Source organism: Sphingomonas sp. BLCC-B65 (assembly GCF_028550675.1).
Taxonomy (GTDB): domain Bacteria; phylum Actinomycetota; class Actinomycetes; order Actinomycetales; family Microbacteriaceae; genus Microbacterium.
This window is the reverse complement of sequence record NZ_JAQQGL010000001.1, coordinates 2,700,217-2,715,528: the sequence shown is the minus strand read 5'-3', so window position 1 is coordinate 2,715,528 and position 15,312 is coordinate 2,700,217. Positions and strand designations below refer to the sequence as shown.

Here is a 15,312-nt window from a genome sequence, read left to right as displayed (position 1 = left end):
GCGACCCGGCAGGGATCTGCCGGAGAAAACCTTCCGGCGGGACGGAAGCCGCGCCGTGTCGGGGCCGCAGGACGAGCCGGGCACCGGAGATTCCGGGCAAAAGAAAGACTCTCCGCGAACCCGGCAGAGCCTGGTTACCCTTGCTACGTTTCCGTCCTGGGGGAGTTGGCCTGGGTGCCGCCTCGCGGAGAGCTGTATGCGAGTTTACCCGACGACGGGCTCCCCCCTCGCCAGCCGGGTTAGCATCGAGCAAGCACCGCCGCTGAGACAGGGAGACGCATGCCCGACCACCCGCTCACCGCCGAATCGTTCGCTCGCGCGGCCGAGGCCATCGAATCCTCGATCACGCGCGTCATCGACGGCAAACCGGATGCCGTGCGCGCCGCGCTCGTCTGCCTCCTCGCCGAAGGACACCTCCTCATCGAGGATGTGCCCGGGGTCGGTAAGACGATGCTGGCGCGGGCGCTCGCGGCATCCGTCGACGCGAGCGTGCGTCGCATCCAGTTCACGCCCGACCTTCTCCCCGGCGACGTGACGGGGGTGAGTGTCTACAACCCCGTCGATCGCGAGTTCGAGTTCAAGCCGGGTGCCGTCTTCGCTCAGATCGTCATCGCCGACGAGATCAACCGGGCCTCACCGAAGACGCAGTCGGCTCTTCTGGAGGCGATGGAGGAGCATCAGGTCACCGTCGACGGCACCAGCCACCCGCTCGCCGACCCGTTCCTCGTCGTCGCGACGCAGAACCCGCTCGAGATGGAGGGCACGTATGCCCTGCCCGAGGCGCAGCGCGACCGCTTCATGATGCGCATCTCCATGGGCTACCCGGATGCCGAGAGCGAAGTCCTGATGCTGCGTCAGCGCGAGCGCATCAACCCCCTCGACGCGCTCACTCCCGTGCTCGGCGCCGGCGACATCAGGGCCCTCATCACCTGGGTGCGCGGTGTGCACGTCTCCCCCGCCGTCGAAGAGTACGCCGTCGGGCTGTCGCGGGCGACACGCGAGCACCCCGACCTGCGCCTCGGGGCCAGCCCCCGTGCGACCTTGCAGCTCGTGCGCGCCGCCAAGGTGCGCGCGGCTCTGGACGGACGCGAGTTCGTCATTCCGGATGACGTGGCGGCGCTCGTCGAGCCGGTGTTCGCTCATCGACTGATCGCGTCGCGTGGCACCGCGTCGGCTCGAGGCCGCTCCAGCACGGAGACGATCGGCGCCGTGCTGCGCGCGATCGTCGGCGCGGTGCGCGTGCCGCTCGCGACACGCTGATCGAGAGCGCCCGATGCCCCGCTGGCCCCTGCTGTCTCGCCTGCCGCTGACCCTGCGCGGCCTGGGCGCACTGATGCTCGCCGCGGCGTGCGGCATGCTGGCCCAGCGCTTCGGCATCGCGGAACTCGCCTACGTGGGCGCGCTGTTGGCGGCAGCCGTGGTCGTCAGCGCCGCCACCCTGTACCTGCTCCCGAGCTCCGCGCGGGTGACCCGCGCCTTCTCCCCCGACGTCGCCGCCGCCGGCAGCGAGGTGCGGGTACGCCTCACCGTCGAGATCCGTTCCTCTCTGCCCACCAGCGAGGCGCGGTGGCGCGACGCCGTGCCCGACGGCGTGGTCGCGGCATCCACGGCCGGCGCCGCGCCGGACGGCGTGCTGCCGCCGACCGGGTCGGCGATCGCCGGCCCGTCGCAGGTCGAGGTCGACTACGCCGTGCGCGCCGAGCGCCGTGGACTTCGCCGCGTGGGGCCCTTGGCACTCGTGACGACCGATCCGTTCGGCTTCACACGGCGGCGCCGAACGGTCGGCGACACCTCGCCGCTGGTGATCGTGCCCGAGATCGTCGATCTCGACGAGCTGCACGACCTCCCCGGCGACGCCGGGGGCAGCACCCGCAGCGTGACGGATCGGATGGGTCAGGGCGCCGACAACCTGATCCCGCGCACGTATGCACCCGGCGACTCGATGCGACGCATCCACTGGCGTGCCAGCGCTCATCGCGACGAGCTGATGGTGCGTCAGGAGGAGCAGGAGACGACCCCCGAAGCCGTCGTCGTGCTCGATCGCGGCGCGGCACGCTGGTCGCCGGCCGCGGGGCGTGCCGCGGGGGCCGACCCCGCCTTCGAGACGGCGGTCTCCGCCTGCGTCTCGACGACGGCGCGATTGGTGCGCGAAGGCTACCTCGTCACCGTGATCGACGCCGACGGCGCCGTGCTGTGCGATCCGATCGAGGGGGGCGACACGGCGGGCGTCGAGCATCTCGCCGTCGCCCTCGCCACGATCACCGCACGGCGCGATCTCCCCCTCGAGGCGCTCGCCCGATTGTTCACGGGAATCGCGGCCGGTCCCGTGATCGTCGTGACCGGTGGCCTCACGACCGCGGACGTCGTCGCGCTCGCCCCCGTGCCGCACCACAGCACCATGCCGATCCTTCTTCCCGTATCAGAGGCACGCGAGGCGCGGGCCGCCGCCGTGGACACCGGCTGGCGCGTCGGCGCGCTGACCGCGGGCGGCGACGTCGCCGCCGCCTGGAGCGACGCGCTGGCGTCGCGCGAGACGCGGAGCGTGCACCATGCCGCCTCGTGAGCGCCGCCGCCGCGGAGAGCTGCGCCTCGCGGTGGCGCTGTGGCTCGGCATCCTCAGCACGCTCGTCCCCCTGACCCGCGTCGTGCAGAGCGGCTCATGGCTGTGGGGCGCGATCGCCCTTCCGTTCGCACTGCTCGCCCTCGGTTACGGGCTGCGCCGACTGCGACTGCCGGTGATCGTCGTCACGCTCGTCGAACTCGCCGTGTGGACCGGGGCGGTCACCGCTGTCTTCTTCCCGGCGAACGCCCTCCTGGGCGTGATCCCGACCGGCGGGCTCGTCGAGGCACTGCCCCGCACGATCGCTGCGGCATCCACCCTCATCGCGGACGGCGTCGCTCCCCTGACGCCGACGCAGCCGTTGGTGTTCCTCATCGTCGCGTCGCTAGGGCTTTTGACCGTCGCCCTCGATCACGTCGTCGTCACCGCACGGATGCCGCTGCTGGCCAGCGTCGCCCTGGTCGCCGTTTGGCTCATCCCGGCCATCGCCGTACCTGCCGGGGTGGACGTCGTGGCGTTCGTCCTGCTCGCGGCATCCGTGCTGCTGCTCATCCGCGCCGAGACCCGCACCCGCGAGACACCCAGCGCCGCCGCGTCCCCACGCGCCGTCACCGCCCGCGCCGGCGGCGTCGCGGCCGTCGCCACCTCGATCGGCGCCGTCGCGATCATCGCGGCGCTCGCGGTCGGACCCACGCTGCAAGCGTCGGTTCCCGCGGCGGGGTTCGGGACCTCCACGATGATCGATCCGTCGCTGGATCTCGGCAAAGACCTGCGTCGCCAGGACGGCGCGACGGTGCTCACCCTGCGCACCGACGGCACCAGCGTGCCCTACCTGCGCGTGGCGACGCTGTCGCTGTTCGATGGCACGGTGTGGCAGCCCGATCGCACGAGCACGGTCGATCTGAGCGCAGCGCCGCTCGAGCCCGTCGAGCTCTCGGCGGACATCGCCGTCGTACAGACCCGCACGACCGTCGCGATCAAGAACCTCGCGTCGGCGTACGCGCCCGTCCCCTACCCGGCCACCGAGGTCGACGGATTGACCGGGGCGTGGCAGTTCGCCCCGTACAACCGCACCGTCGCCGGCGCGGCCGGAGCGACGCAGGGACAGCAGTACACGGTCGTCTCCGACATCGCCCAGCCGACGCTCGAGCAGATCCGCGCCTCGTCGGCAGGAGGTGCGGGCCTGCGCATCGACGTGGACTCCATCCCGGCAGGCAGCCCGCCGATCATCGCGCAGCTCGCTCGCCAGGTCACCGCGCAGGCCGCCACCGACTACGACAAGCTCATCGCTCTGCAGGACTGGTTCCGCGGTCCGGAGTTCACCTACTCGCTCGACGCGCCGGTGCAGGACGGCTTCGACGGACAGGGCGTCGACGCCGTGGCCGCCTTCCTCCAAGCCAAGACCGGATACTGCGTGCACTTCGCGGGCGCCTTCGCCCTCATGGCTCGCAGCCTCGGCATGCCGACGCGGATCGTGGTCGGGTTCCTTCCCGGCTCGTTCACGGGCCAGGTCATCGACGGCCAGCGCGTCATCGATGTGACGGGGCGCCAACTGCACGCGTGGCCCGAGGTGTACTTCCGCGGCATCGGATGGGTCCCGTTCGAGCCGACCAAAGGCCTCGGCACCGAGACGCGGTTCGACAGCGCCGCCTCGACCGCGACCACGCCGCCGACGACCTCGGCCACTCCGGAGGCGACGACCGCTCCGACGACCGCTCCGACGGCCGACGTGAACGATCCGCAGCAGGGCGCGCAGACGGATGCCGCAGGCTCGGGCCCGACGCTGATCGATCTGCGTCCGCTGCTGAGCATCCTCGGCGCCGTCATCGTGGTCGCCGCGCTGCCGGGGGTGGCGGGGGCGGTGCGGCGGCTCATGCTGCGCCGGCGCGGAACGGTGACCGCCGCGTGGCGCCTCGTGCAGGACACCGCGATCGACGCGGGGTTGCCGGTGCCGTCGTCGCGCTCGCCACGCGCCTTCGGCGCCTTCCTCGTCAGCGCCGGGGGCGCCCCCGCGACGCCGATGTCTCAGCTCGTGGCCGCCGTCGAGCGGGCGAACTACGCGGCGGACGCGGCCGGCGCGGGCCCGGATACCGCCGCGATGAGCGCCGCTGTCGGCATCCGATCGGCCATGCTGGCGGCACTGCCCGCAGCGCGGCGCGCGCGCGTCGTGGCGCTGCCGTGGTCGCTCGTCGTGCGGCCGGGCTCCGGCCTGGCCGATCGCGACGCGCCGGCCTGAACCGGCGCGTCGCGATCAGTCATCAGCGGCGCGCGAGTGCCGGGGCCTGCTCGTCGGCGTCGTCGGCCGAGTCGTCGGCGAACGGCTCGCCGTCGCGCGGCGCGTCGTACAGCTCGCGGTCGAGGATGCCCTCGCGCTTCGCGACGATCGTGGGCACCAGGGCCTGGCCTGCGACGTTGACCGCGGTGCGGCCCATGTCGAGGATCGGGTCGATCGCGAGGAGCAGACCGACACCCTCCAGCGGCAGGCCGAGGGTGGAGAGGGTCAGCGTGAGCATGACCGTCGCGCCGGTGGTGCCGGCCGTGGCCGCCGAGCCCACGACCGAGACGAGCGCGATCAGCAGGTACGACACGATGTTCAGCTCGATGCCGAAGAACTGGGCGACGAAGATCGCGGCGATCGCCGGGTAGATCGCGGCGCAGCCGTCCATCTTGGTCGTGGCGCCCAGCGGCACCGCGAACGAGGCGTACTCGCGCGGCACGCCGAGGTTGCGCTCGGTCACGCGCTGGGTCAGCGGGAGTGTGCCGATCGAGGAGCGCGAGACGAACCCGAGCTGCACGGCCGGCCAGACGCCGGAGAAGTACTGCTTGATCGACAGGCCGTGGCTCTTGACGAGGATCGGGTAGACGACGAACAGCACGAGCACGAGTCCGACGTAGACGGCCACGACGAACCAAACCAGCGTGAGCAGCTTGTCGGTGCCGTACTGCACGACCGCCGAGGCGATGAGGCCGAGCGTGCCGAGGGGCGCGATGCGGATGATCCACCAGAGCACTCGCTGCACGATCTTCAGCGACGACTGCGTGAACGCGACGAACGGCTCGGCGCGCTTGCCGACCTTGAGCGCGGCGATGCCGACAGCGACCGAGACCACGATGACCTGGAGCACGTTGAATCCGACCGTCGAGGTGATCGCACCGGAGTCGCTTGCGGAGCTCGAGACGGTCAGACCCAGGACGTTCTGCGGAATGAGGCCCTTGAGGAAGTTCCACCACGTGCCGACCGTGTAGGGGGCGCCGGTCGTGAGCTGGTCGTGGGCGACGCGGTTACCGGGCTGGATCGTGATGCCCAGGACGATGCCGATGGTCACGGCGATGAGCGCCGTGATCCCGAACCACAGCAGGGTCTGACCCGCCAGCCGCGCGGCGTTGGTCACGTTGCGCAGCTGCGTGATGCTGGCGACGACCGCGAGGAAGATGAGCGGGACGACGGCAGCCTTCAGCAGCGTCACGTAGGACGAACCGATGGTCGACAGGGTCGCGGACAGGCCGTTGGGGTTACCCGCGGCATCCGGACCGAGGTTCAGGGCGAGGATGCCGAGCAGGATGCCGGCGATCAGCGCGACCGTGATCTGGAAGCCGAACGAGCGGTAGAACGGCTTCTTCGGCTTGGGCGGACGCGCGGCGGGCGCGGTGGTGCTGGTGGAACTCATGAGGGGGATATCTCCTGTGTCGGCGGATGCCGGGTGGAACTTCGCAGGGTGTCGACGTTACGTCGCGGCCGGTGCACTCGCGAGTCACGATGACGCACGATGACGCGGGTGACACGCGAGCGCGGACCGCCCGTCACTCCAACGGCGGCGATGACCGGCGCATTCCCGGCGGTCGGGATTCGTTTCCCGCCCCCTCGAGCCGCAGCCGGTCAGCTCAGGCTGGCGATGAGTTCCTGCACCCGGCCCTTGATGTCGTCACGCACCCCGCGGACGACCTCGACGGGCTGGCCCGCCGGGTCGGTCAGCTGCCAATCCTCGTAGCGCTTTCCGGGGAAGATGGGGCATGCATCCCCGCATCCCATCGTGATGACGACGTCGGCCTGGCGCACGGCGTCCGTTGTCAGAATCTGCGGGGTGGCCGAGGACAGGTCGATGCCTTCTTCGGCCATCACGGCCACGGCTGCCGGGTTGACCGCGTTGCCCGGCTCGCTGCCGGCCGAGAACACATCGATGCGGTCGCCGGCGAGCGCACGGAGGTATCCGGCGGCCATCTGAGAGCGGCCGGCGTTGTGCACGCAGACGAAGAGGACGGCGGGCTTGGTGGAGTCGGTCATGGATTCCTCGTTCGGGTGTCAGGAGAGGGCGGGCGCGGTCGGGATGATCGAGACGGGCTGAGGCGGCGGTGCGCAGCAAGCGCCGCCACGTGAAGCGCCCGAGGCGTCGAAGAGCCCGGCACCGCCGCACACGCCAGTATCGGGCAAGACCAGCTCGACACGCCGTGCGGCCTCGTGATCGCCCGCCACGTCGGCCACGACGCTGCGCACCTGCTCGTACCCGGTGAGCGCGAGAAAGGTCGGCGCGCGGCCGTACGACTTCGCGCCGACGATGAAGAAACCCGGTTCGGGGTGGGCGAGGTCGGCGGCGCCGGTGGCGGCGACCGAGCCGCACGAGTGCACGTTCGGATCCACCTCGGCGGCGATGCGAACGGGAGCCTGCAAGGTGGAGTCGAGCTCCAGACGCAGCTCCGACAGGAACGACAGGTCGGGGCGGAACCCGGTGAGCACGACGGCCCTGTCGGCAGCGAGGTGACGACCGTCCTCCGCCACGAGGACCACGCCATCACCGGCATCCGTGACGCGTTCCACGCGGAACCCCGTCACGAGCGAGACGAGACCGGCATCCACGAACTCCTTCGCTCGGATGCCGAGGGCTCCGCGCGCGGGCAGCTCGTCTGCTTCACCCCCGCCGAACGCCTTCCGCGCGCTCGCACGACGCAGCGCCCAGGTCACCGTCGTGGACGGGTCGCGGCGCGCCATCCGTGCCAGGGCCAAGACCGCGGTGAGGGCGGAATGCCCGGAACCGACGACGACGGTGTGTCTGCCCTCGAACCCGGAGCGATCTCGGAAATCGGGGATGCGGTAGCTGAGCCGGTCGGCCGCCGCGCGCTCGCCGAGAGCCGGCAGACCGTCCGCACCCGCGGGGTTGGGGGTCTCCCACGTACCGGAGGCGTCGATGACGGCGCGTGCCGCGAGGCGGTAGTCGTCGCCGCCGGTCGGTCGGACGTGCACCGTGAAGGGCTGATCGCCGCGACCGGCATCGACGAGGCGGTCGCGTCCCGACCGCGAGACGCCGACGACGCGCGCGCCGTAACGAACACGATCGCCGAGCGCGTCGGCCAGCGGTGCGAGATAGCGACCGATCCACTGCGCGCCGGTGGGGTAGCCGCTCGGCGGCGGTGTCCAGCCCGTCGCGTCAAGAAGGCGAGCGCTGGCGGCATCGACGAGCTCGGACCAGTCGGAGAACAGGCGCACATGGCCCCACTCGGCCACCGCAGCGGCCGGAGTGTCTCCCGCTTCGAGCACGACGACCGGCATCCGGCGCTCGATCAGGTGAGCGGCGGCGGCGAGCCCCTGGGGGCCGGCGCCGATCACGACGACGGGCAGTACGTCATCCACCGGAGTCCTCCTTCGTATCGACATCTGTCGATGGGTAAAGATTCCGGCATGCATCGACAGATGTCAATACGAGGTGCACAATCGAAAGATGCCGACGCTGCTGCCCCTCCTGACGAACACCGCCGACGGGTGCCGCTCGACCGCGCCCGCGAATGCATTGACTGCGGATGAGGCAGAGATGCTCGCCCGCACCTTCAAGGCGCTCGGCGACCCCACGCGGGTGCGCCTGCTGTCGCTGATCGCCGCATCGCAGGGCGGTGAAGCCTGCATCTGCGACCTCACCGCACCGGTCGGCCTCTCCCAGCCGACCGTGTCCCACCACATGAAGCTTCTCGTGGATGCCGGGCTCGCCACGCGTGAGCAGCGCGGGCGCTGGGCGTACTTCCGCGTCGTCACCGATGCCCTCGACCAGGCCGCGAACGCGCTCCGCCCGTGAAGGCGGTCGCGATCCGCGCGATGCGGCCCGAAGATTGGCCGGAGGTCGAGGCGATCTATCGCGAAGGCCTCGCCACGGGAAACGCCAGCTTCGAGGCTGAGCCGCCCGCGTGGGAGGCCTTCGACACCGGCAAGCTCGGCGTCGGCCGGTTGGTCGCCGTCGACGCCGACGGCGGCGTCACCGGCTGGGTCGCCGCGTCGGCCGTCTCCACCCGCGAGGTGTACCGCGGCGTCGTCGAACACTCGGTGTACGTCGCCGCCCGCGTTCGCGGGGGCGGTGTGGGACGGGCGCTGCTTGCCGCTTTCGTCGAGGCGGTGGATGCCGCCGGGGTATGGACCGTGCAGTCGAGCATCTTCCCGGACAACCATGCGAGCCTCGCCCTTCACGAGCGAGCGGGGTTCCGCCGCGTCGGTCACCGGGAGCGCATCGCGCTCATGACCTACGGACCGTGGGCGGGTCAGTGGCGCGACACGATCCTGGTCGAACGTCGCCGCCCCGACGGAGCGCCGTAACGCGAGAACCCCGCCCAGGCTTTCGCGTGGACGGGGTTCTCGGCTGAGCGGAAGTGACAGGATTTGAACCTGCGAGGCGAGTTACCCCGCCTACATGGATTCCAGCCATGCTCCTTAGGCCGCTCGGACACACTTCCGTCGAAGATCCTATCAGCCGCCGCGACGGCCGTTGTCGCTCAGGCGGTCGCGAGAAGGTCCCCGGCGAGCAGCAGCTGCGGCACCTGCGTGAACCGCCACGCCCCGGCATCCGCGGGGCTCAGGCACCACACCAGGTCGAATCGATCCCCGGGCCACGCGGCCGGCGGTGACGGGTCGATCGATCCGAGACCGCTCAGGATGTCGGGGATCAGTTCGTGCTCCCACGCGACGAGCGTGCACCCTGTCGTCGTGCGCAGGGCGGTAGCGAGCGCGGCCGTGTCGTCCTTCTTCCACATCGTCTCCAGAGTGAGCCCCAGCCGCACGGCCAACGGGGTCACGGTCTGCGCGGGGCGTTTGCTCCCCTTCTCCGGATCGGCCGCGATGAGGCGCGTCGGGCGCCCGAGACCCGCACGCACGGGCACCGGGCCCTGCGACGTGCGCGGGTCGAGCAGTCCCACGAGCGCACCAGCACGCTGCCATCCGGCGACGGTGAGCGACTCGGCATCCTGCGAGCCGTCGGGCCCCACACCGTACGGCACCCCGGATGCCGCCGGTTTCTCGGCATGCCGGATGAGCATGATCAGCGGCGCGCCGTTGGCAGAAGCGGATGCCGAGGGCGCGCGTTCGGTCGCCGGCACGGCGCCCGACGCCACCGCGGAGCACGCCGAGAGCGCCAGCGCCGCTGCAGACCCCACGCCCGCGGTCAGGAGGGTTCGTCGCGAGAGTGCGTCGCGCGCCTGCCGACGTTCGTCCATGTGTTCCTTCTCCGATCGTGCTCGCCGATCGTCACACGCCGGTCCGCGCCAACTCCGCGGACCGAGCATGTTCATCGGGCGTGCTGGCGAAACGCCCAGCAGCCACACGGAACGCGGGGTCGCAAACGGTGCTCACGACGTCGCGCACACCGCAGATCGGGTCCCCGTTTCGGACCCGCGCCGCCGCGGGCACAGGGCGCCCGGCAGCCTAGATCGGCAGCGGTATGCGCCGGGTCTGGGCGCCCAGGTCCCACGGCTCGGTCCAGCCGAGCCGGTCGAACAGCGCGTCGATCACCATCGCGGTGAAACCCCAGACGAGATGACCCTGCACCTCGAAGGCGGGCCCGCGCCACGTCTTCCCTTCGCGCTCGATCACCGTCACCCCGCGGTTGCGCGGGTCGAGCAGGTCGGCCACCGGTGCGCGGAACACGGCGGCGGACTCCGCATCGTCGACGACACGCACGGGCGACGGATGCCGCCACCACCCCAACACGGGCGTGACGAGGTGCCCGGAGAAATCCAACGGCACGGGCGGCAGTGCGCCCAGCACCTCGACGCCGGCCGGATCGAGCCCCGTCTCCTCCTCGGCTTCGCGCAGTGCGGCGGCGATCGGTCCGGAGTCGCCGGGATCGAGCCGTCCTCCAGGAAAGGCGACCTGCCCCGGGTGAGCACGAAGCGTGGTCGCCCGTTCGAGCAGCAGGACGTCGAGATCGCGCGAGACCGCGGCATCCTGCGCCGCGCGCGCACTCGGCACGGCATCCAGCACGCCGAACAGGATCAGCACGGCGGCGGCGCGCGGCGAGGCCGCTGCGGGCAGTTGGCGCCGTGGCACTCCCCAGTCCCGGCCATCGCGAGCCAGAGCGGCCAACTCGGCGCGTGCCCCGGCGGCGGAAGCGGTGGAGTCGGAGGGCACCCGTTCAGGCTACGACGCGTCGGCCGCTACGGGGTCATACGCAACTCGCCGGACGCGAAGGGGAACGGGAAAGCGATCGCGTACGGCTCGCCAGGGTCCGGCACCGGCACCAGTGCGAGCCACGTCAGCGACACGACCGTCGCGACGACGAAGAGCACGACGACACCGGTGGCCGCGCGCCCGAGAATCCGCCGCGCATCGTCATCGGATGCCGCGTGATGAACAACACGCTTGAGCGAGAGCAGCACGATGATGGCGGCCGCGACGAAGACCAGAGGGCTCGGACTCAGAACGAGTTCCGCGCACGCGCCCGGTCCCGAGGCCTGCCCGATGCACGACTGCTTCTGACCGCGCACGAACATGCCGTAGCCGCACGCGAGAAGCACCGACAGCAGGACGAGTCGACGCACGCGCTCGACGAGGATGACGCCGGGGAGCGTGCTGCTCTCGACGAGGGGAACGGCCGTGGCTGCCATGACACCTCCGTGGTCTTCCCGCCAGCCTGCCGCCCGGGAGGGGCCCGGTCAAGGAGAACGCCCTCGGTAGGGTGGTCTCTCGTGACCTCGCCTGCACCGCGGATCGGCATCGTCGTCACCGACGCCGCCTTCTACTCCGACGAAGACCCCGACCACGACACCCCGGTGCTCCTGGATGCACTCCGCGCTCGCGGCGCGGCGGCCGAGGCCGTCGTCTGGCACGACGACACCGTCGATCTCGCCGCCTTCGACCTGCTCGCGATCCGCTCCCCGTGGGACTACCCCGAGCGTCCCGTTGAGTTCCAGGCCTGGCTCGAGCGCGCGGCGGCATCCACCCGCGTCGTCAACGCCCCGGCGACGATGCGCTGGAACCTCGACAAGCACTACCTCGCCGACCTCGAGGGCGCCGGCATCCGCGTGGTGCCGACCGCGTACGCGGACAGCGTCGACGACGTCCGCGCGGCGCTGGCCGCGCACGACCGCGTCGTCGTGAAGCCGGCGGTGTCGGCGGGGGCGCGCGACACCGGCCTCTTCGACGCCGACGACGAGCGGGCCCTCGACCTGGCGACACGGATCATCGAGGCCGGCGGCACCGCGATGATCCAGCCCGAGGTGCCCGAACTGTCCCGCGGGTGGGAGAAGGCCCTCTACCTCATCGACGGACGGTTCACGCACGCCATCTCCAAGGGCGCCCTGCTCGAAGTGGGCGGCGGTCTCATCGGCGGCGTCTACGAGGAACATCCCGAACAGGTACCCGCCTACGACGACGAGATCGCCTTCGCCACCGCCGTCGTGCGGGCGGTGCAGACCGTCACCGGCGGTCCGCTCCCCCTCTACGCCCGCGTCGACACCGTGCGCTCGCGGGCCTACGGCCTGGCACTGCTGGAGGTCGAGCTCGTCGAGCCCGCCCTCAACCTGCACGTCGCACCGCACGTCACCGATGCCGTCGTCGATGCGCTTCTCACGGCGGCGCGAGGCGGAGCGTCCTAGCGGCGCCGTCGCCGACCGCGCGGCAGGAGGCTGACGACGAGCGGGACGAGCGACGCGATCATCATCGCCACACCGAAGACCTCGTCGGTCACCCGCAGCAGGATGCCGCCGATGAGCAGGATGCCGAAGACCACCGCAGCAAGGCCACGCTGAGCGATCCGCTCCAGGCGATCGAGTCGGCGTTCGAGGCGCGACATGTCGACCGACACCGTGCCCTCCTCGAAACCCGTGATGAGCCCGTCGAGGCGTCCGGGCAGACGCCACGCGGTCGTGGCGACCTCCGCGACCTGCGCGAGCGCGTCCTTCACGACGTTGCCGCCCTCATCACGCAGCACCTGACCGGCGAACGGCTCGATGCTCTCCCAGATGTTGTACTCGGGCTCCAGCGTGCTGCAGACGCCCGAGGTGAGCGAGATGGCGCGCACGATCAGCAGGAAGTTCTCCGGCAACTGGAACGGCAGGCTCCGCACGACATCGCCGAACTCCTCCGCGAAGTCGCGGAACTCGCGGGGATCGACCTCGCGCAATTGCGCGAACCCCATGCCGCCGAAGCGGGCGAACAATTTCGCGTAGGCACGCTCGAGCTCGCGCGTGTCGGCGCCGGGCAAGAGCGCGCCGACATCGAGAATGCCCTGCACCAGTCTCTTGCTGTCGCGAGCCGCGACGGCCAGCAGCACGGTACGAAGCCCTGAGCGCAGCCGGTCGTCGACGGTGCCCATCATGCCGAAGTCGATGAAGGTCAGTGTCCACGCCGGCGCCGCGGCATCCGCGCCGGCGGGGCGGGGCGTCACGAAGACGTTGCCCGGGTGCGGATCGGCGTGGAAGAAACCCGTGCGGAACAGCTGCGTGAACATGGTCGTCGCGAAGGCCTCGGCCACCTCCACGGCATCGATGCCGGCCGCGCGCAGACCCGCGACGTCGGAGATCTTGATCGCCGTCACATCCTGCAGCGTCAGAACCTTGCGCGTCGAGCGCTCCCAGACGACCTCCGGCACGGCGACGGCAGGATCATCCGCCACGTCCGCGGCGAATCGCTCCGCGTTCTGCGCCTCGTGCAGGTAGTCGATCTCCTCGCGCGACGTCGCGGCGAACTCCTCGGCCAGCGCGGGCGCATCGACGCGGTCCGAGACGAGCCGCACGCGACTCAGCCACCCTGCGACTCGGCGCAGCGCCGCCAGGTCGACGTCGACGATCTCGTCGATCCCCGGGCGCTGCACCTTCACGACGACGGCGCCGAATCCGCTCAGCGTCGCATCTGCCGGCGTCAGTCGGGCGCGGTGCGCCTGCCCCAGGGATGCCGCGGCCACCGGAGTCTCGTCGAACCAGGCATACGCGCGCTCCAGCGGCATCCCGAGCTGCGCCTCCGCTGCGGCGCGGATATCGGCGAAGGGCACGGGCGGCACCTCGTCCTGCAGCCCCTCGAGTTCTTTCGTGATCTCCGGCGGCAGCACGTCCAGACGCGACGACATGAACTGGCCGACCTTGATCATGAGACCGCCGAGGTCGACGGCGAGCGCGTGGAAGCGGCGGGCGATGCGCTGCATCCGCGCGCTGCGCGAGCGCGCGGCGAGGCGCGCGAGGCCCACGCGCGGCAGGAACAGGTCGTACCACCAGGTCTGCGCCAGCGACAGTGCGGCGAAGCGGAGGATGCGCCGGTACCGCGCGCGTGAGCCGGACTGCACCGCCGATCAGCCCTGTGCGAGCAGCGCGTACACGCGGCGACGGGCCTCGTCGAGGATCTCGACGGCGCTCTGCACCTGCTCCGGCGTGCCGGTGCGCCCCACCTGCCCCACGGCCTGCGCGAGCGCGAAGCCGGCCTTCGGCAGCGCGCTCATGCGGCCGCCGTCGCGCTGACCCGGTGTCTCCCAGGGCGCCGGACGGTCCGCGGAGGCTTCCGCCTCGGCGCGACCGGCGTCGGTGAGCGCATACGTCTTTCGGCCGTTCGCCTCCTCGGCGACGATCAGGCCCTCGTCGGCCAGCATCTGCAGCGTCGGGTACACCGAGCCGGCGCTGGGCTTCCACGCGCCGTCGCTGCGCTGTTCGATCTCCTGGATGATCTGGTAGCCGTGCATCGGCTGCTCGGACAGCAGGGCCAGCACCGCCGCGCGCACGTCACCTCGTCCCATGCGGGGGCCGGTGCGCTGCTCGAAGGACGCGCGGAGATTCTCCATCGCCTCCCACATGCCCGCCGAACCGGCCGCGAAGGACCCGGAGCCGAACCCGCGTCCGCCGAAGCTCGGACCGGAGAATGAACCGTTCATGATGCCTCCCGAAATCGCGCCGATCATTCGGCGATAGTGAACGATATATCGTTCACCTATGTTCGCGCCGTGAGTTCTCGCGCGCTCAGCCGAGGAACTGGAACGGGTCGAACTCTTCGATGGGGATCACGCGCACGCGCGGCAGCTGGGCGTCGAAAGCATGCACGTCGTATTCGAGATCGAAGAACTCGATACCCGGGACGGCGGCGAACTCGCTGCTGCGGAACTCGTGGAATCCGATCAGCCCGACACGTCGGTCGTCGTCGACGAGTGCTGCGAGGTCATCGACGAAGTCACGGTCGTGGCTGACGAGAACGACGTCGCCGCTGCGGTCCTCCAGCGCCCGCAGCGTCCGCTGGATGGCGAGGTCGACGACCTTCGTGTCGGCGGGGCCCGACAGCGGCACCGGAGTGTAGCCCAGCGCCAGCAGCGCCTGCACGAATGGCATCGGCAGATGCGTCGACGCATTCAGGAAGAAGAGGCCGCGCACCGGCTGCTGCCAGCGCTCCTCGAGGAAGCCCAGGAGCCGATCCCACCGGGGACGCTCGTCAGGCTGCGGGCGACGGCCGAGGATCGATCCGCCAAGCGTGGCATCGATGTTCTCGCCGTCCACGAGGATCCAGCTGGTGCGGTCCGTCACGTTGCCTC

15 protein-coding genes, 1 tRNA gene and 1 other RNA gene are annotated in these 15,312 nt (G+C 71.0%); 6 read left to right on the top strand and 11 right to left on the bottom strand.

Annotated features, from left to right (window positions below; all coding sequences use genetic code 11):
• Window positions 1–100: 100 nt before the first annotated feature.
• Window positions 101–197, bottom strand: an RNA gene (ffs, locus tag PP359_RS12830) — signal recognition particle sRNA small type.
• A gap of 82 nt (window positions 198–279) precedes the next feature.
• Between ffs and PP359_RS12825 the strand changes: the two genes are divergently transcribed.
• Genes PP359_RS12825 through PP359_RS12815 form a run of 3 tightly spaced genes read left to right on the top strand, consistent with a single transcriptional unit; the run spans window position 280 to window position 4,796 of the window.
• Window positions 280–1,260 (top strand): AAA family ATPase, encoded by a 981-nt coding sequence (locus tag PP359_RS12825; RefSeq protein ID WP_499250759.1) that lies wholly within the window; start codon window positions 280–282, stop codon window positions 1,258–1,260.
• A gap of 13 nt (window positions 1,261–1,273) precedes the next feature.
• On the top strand, window positions 1,274–2,563 hold the full coding sequence (locus PP359_RS12820) for a DUF58 domain-containing protein (RefSeq protein WP_499250758.1): 1,290 nt from the start codon (window positions 1,274–1,276) through the stop codon (window positions 2,561–2,563).
• A complete protein-coding gene (locus PP359_RS12815) occupies window positions 2,550–4,796 on the top strand; it encodes a transglutaminase TgpA family protein (protein ID WP_499250757.1) in 2,247 nt (748 codons plus the stop codon). The genes PP359_RS12820 and PP359_RS12815 overlap by 14 nt, the downstream gene beginning before the upstream one ends.
• Before the next feature lie 22 nt (window positions 4,797–4,818).
• On the opposite strand, the gene PP359_RS12810 is transcribed toward PP359_RS12815, so the two are convergent.
• The 3 genes from PP359_RS12810 to PP359_RS12800 all read right to left on the bottom strand — a co-directional run bounded on the left by PP359_RS12810 (window position 4,819) and on the right by PP359_RS12800 (window position 8,183).
• The gene (locus tag PP359_RS12810) at window positions 4,819–6,228 is read right to left on the bottom strand and encodes a dicarboxylate/amino acid:cation symporter (protein ID WP_476152460.1); all 1,410 of its coding nucleotides are present in this window, start codon (window positions 6,226–6,228) and stop codon (window positions 4,819–4,821) included.
• A gap of 209 nt (window positions 6,229–6,437) precedes the next feature.
• The gene (locus PP359_RS12805; RefSeq protein WP_005051312.1) at window positions 6,438–6,842 is read right to left on the bottom strand and encodes an arsenate reductase ArsC; all 405 of its coding nucleotides are present in this window, start codon (window positions 6,840–6,842) and stop codon (window positions 6,438–6,440) included.
• Between the two features lie 18 nt (window positions 6,843–6,860).
• Window positions 6,861–8,183 carry an FAD-dependent oxidoreductase gene (locus PP359_RS12800; protein ID WP_499250756.1) on the bottom strand — a complete coding sequence of 441 codons (1,323 nt, stop codon included), beginning with the start codon at window positions 8,181–8,183 and terminating at the stop codon, window positions 6,861–6,863.
• An 88-nt stretch (window positions 8,184–8,271) separates the two neighbouring features.
• Here PP359_RS12800 and PP359_RS12795 point away from each other — a divergent pair, with 88 nt between their 5' ends.
• Window positions 8,272–8,619 carry an ArsR/SmtB family transcription factor gene (locus tag PP359_RS12795; protein WP_499250755.1) on the top strand — a complete coding sequence of 116 codons (348 nt, stop codon included), beginning with the start codon at window positions 8,272–8,274 and terminating at the stop codon, window positions 8,617–8,619.
• Between the two features lie 20 nt (window positions 8,620–8,639).
• Window positions 8,640–9,131, top strand: coding sequence for a GNAT family N-acetyltransferase (locus tag PP359_RS12790; RefSeq protein WP_347417586.1), 492 nt, complete (start codon window positions 8,640–8,642; stop codon window positions 9,129–9,131).
• A gap of 48 nt (window positions 9,132–9,179) precedes the next feature.
• Here the strand turns inward: PP359_RS12790 and PP359_RS12785 are convergent.
• From PP359_RS12785 to PP359_RS12770, 4 genes are all read right to left on the bottom strand, one after another.
• Window positions 9,180–9,268: transfer RNA gene (locus tag PP359_RS12785), tRNA-Ser, on the bottom strand.
• Between the two features lie 39 nt (window positions 9,269–9,307).
• Window positions 9,308–10,024: a hypothetical protein gene (locus tag PP359_RS12780; RefSeq protein WP_499250754.1), complete on the bottom strand. Its 717-nt coding sequence runs from the start codon at window positions 10,022–10,024 to the stop codon at window positions 9,308–9,310.
• Window positions 10,025–10,232: 208 nt separating this feature from the next.
• Window positions 10,233–10,937, bottom strand: coding sequence for an NUDIX hydrolase (locus tag PP359_RS12775; protein WP_499250753.1), 705 nt, complete (start codon window positions 10,935–10,937; stop codon window positions 10,233–10,235).
• Window positions 10,938–10,963: 26 nt separating this feature from the next.
• Entirely contained in the window at window positions 10,964–11,413 is a 450-nt protein-coding gene (locus PP359_RS12770) for a cell division protein FtsK (protein ID WP_476152473.1), read from the bottom strand.
• An 81-nt stretch (window positions 11,414–11,494) separates the two neighbouring features.
• Here PP359_RS12770 and PP359_RS12765 point away from each other — a divergent pair, with 81 nt between their 5' ends.
• Complete coding sequence (locus PP359_RS12765) at window positions 11,495–12,403, top strand: ATP-grasp domain-containing protein (protein ID WP_499250752.1); 909 nt, start codon at window positions 11,495–11,497, stop codon at window positions 12,401–12,403.
• Here PP359_RS12765 and PP359_RS12760 read toward each other — a convergent pair.
• The 3 genes from PP359_RS12760 to PP359_RS12750 all read right to left on the bottom strand — a co-directional run bounded on the left by PP359_RS12760 (window position 12,400) and on the right by PP359_RS12750 (window position 15,304).
• The gene (locus PP359_RS12760) at window positions 12,400–14,085 is read right to left on the bottom strand and encodes an ABC1 kinase family protein (protein WP_499250751.1); all 1,686 of its coding nucleotides are present in this window, start codon (window positions 14,083–14,085) and stop codon (window positions 12,400–12,402) included. The genes PP359_RS12765 and PP359_RS12760 overlap by 4 nt on opposite strands.
• 6 nt (window positions 14,086–14,091) lie before the next feature.
• Window positions 14,092–14,664: a PadR family transcriptional regulator gene (locus PP359_RS12755; RefSeq protein WP_036319914.1), complete on the bottom strand. Its 573-nt coding sequence runs from the start codon at window positions 14,662–14,664 to the stop codon at window positions 14,092–14,094.
• Between the two features lie 85 nt (window positions 14,665–14,749).
• Window positions 14,750–15,304, bottom strand: a complete 555-nt coding sequence (locus tag PP359_RS12750; RefSeq protein WP_499250750.1) for an NYN domain-containing protein — start codon at window positions 15,302–15,304, stop codon at window positions 14,750–14,752.
• Between the last annotated feature and the right edge of the window lie 8 nt (window positions 15,305–15,312).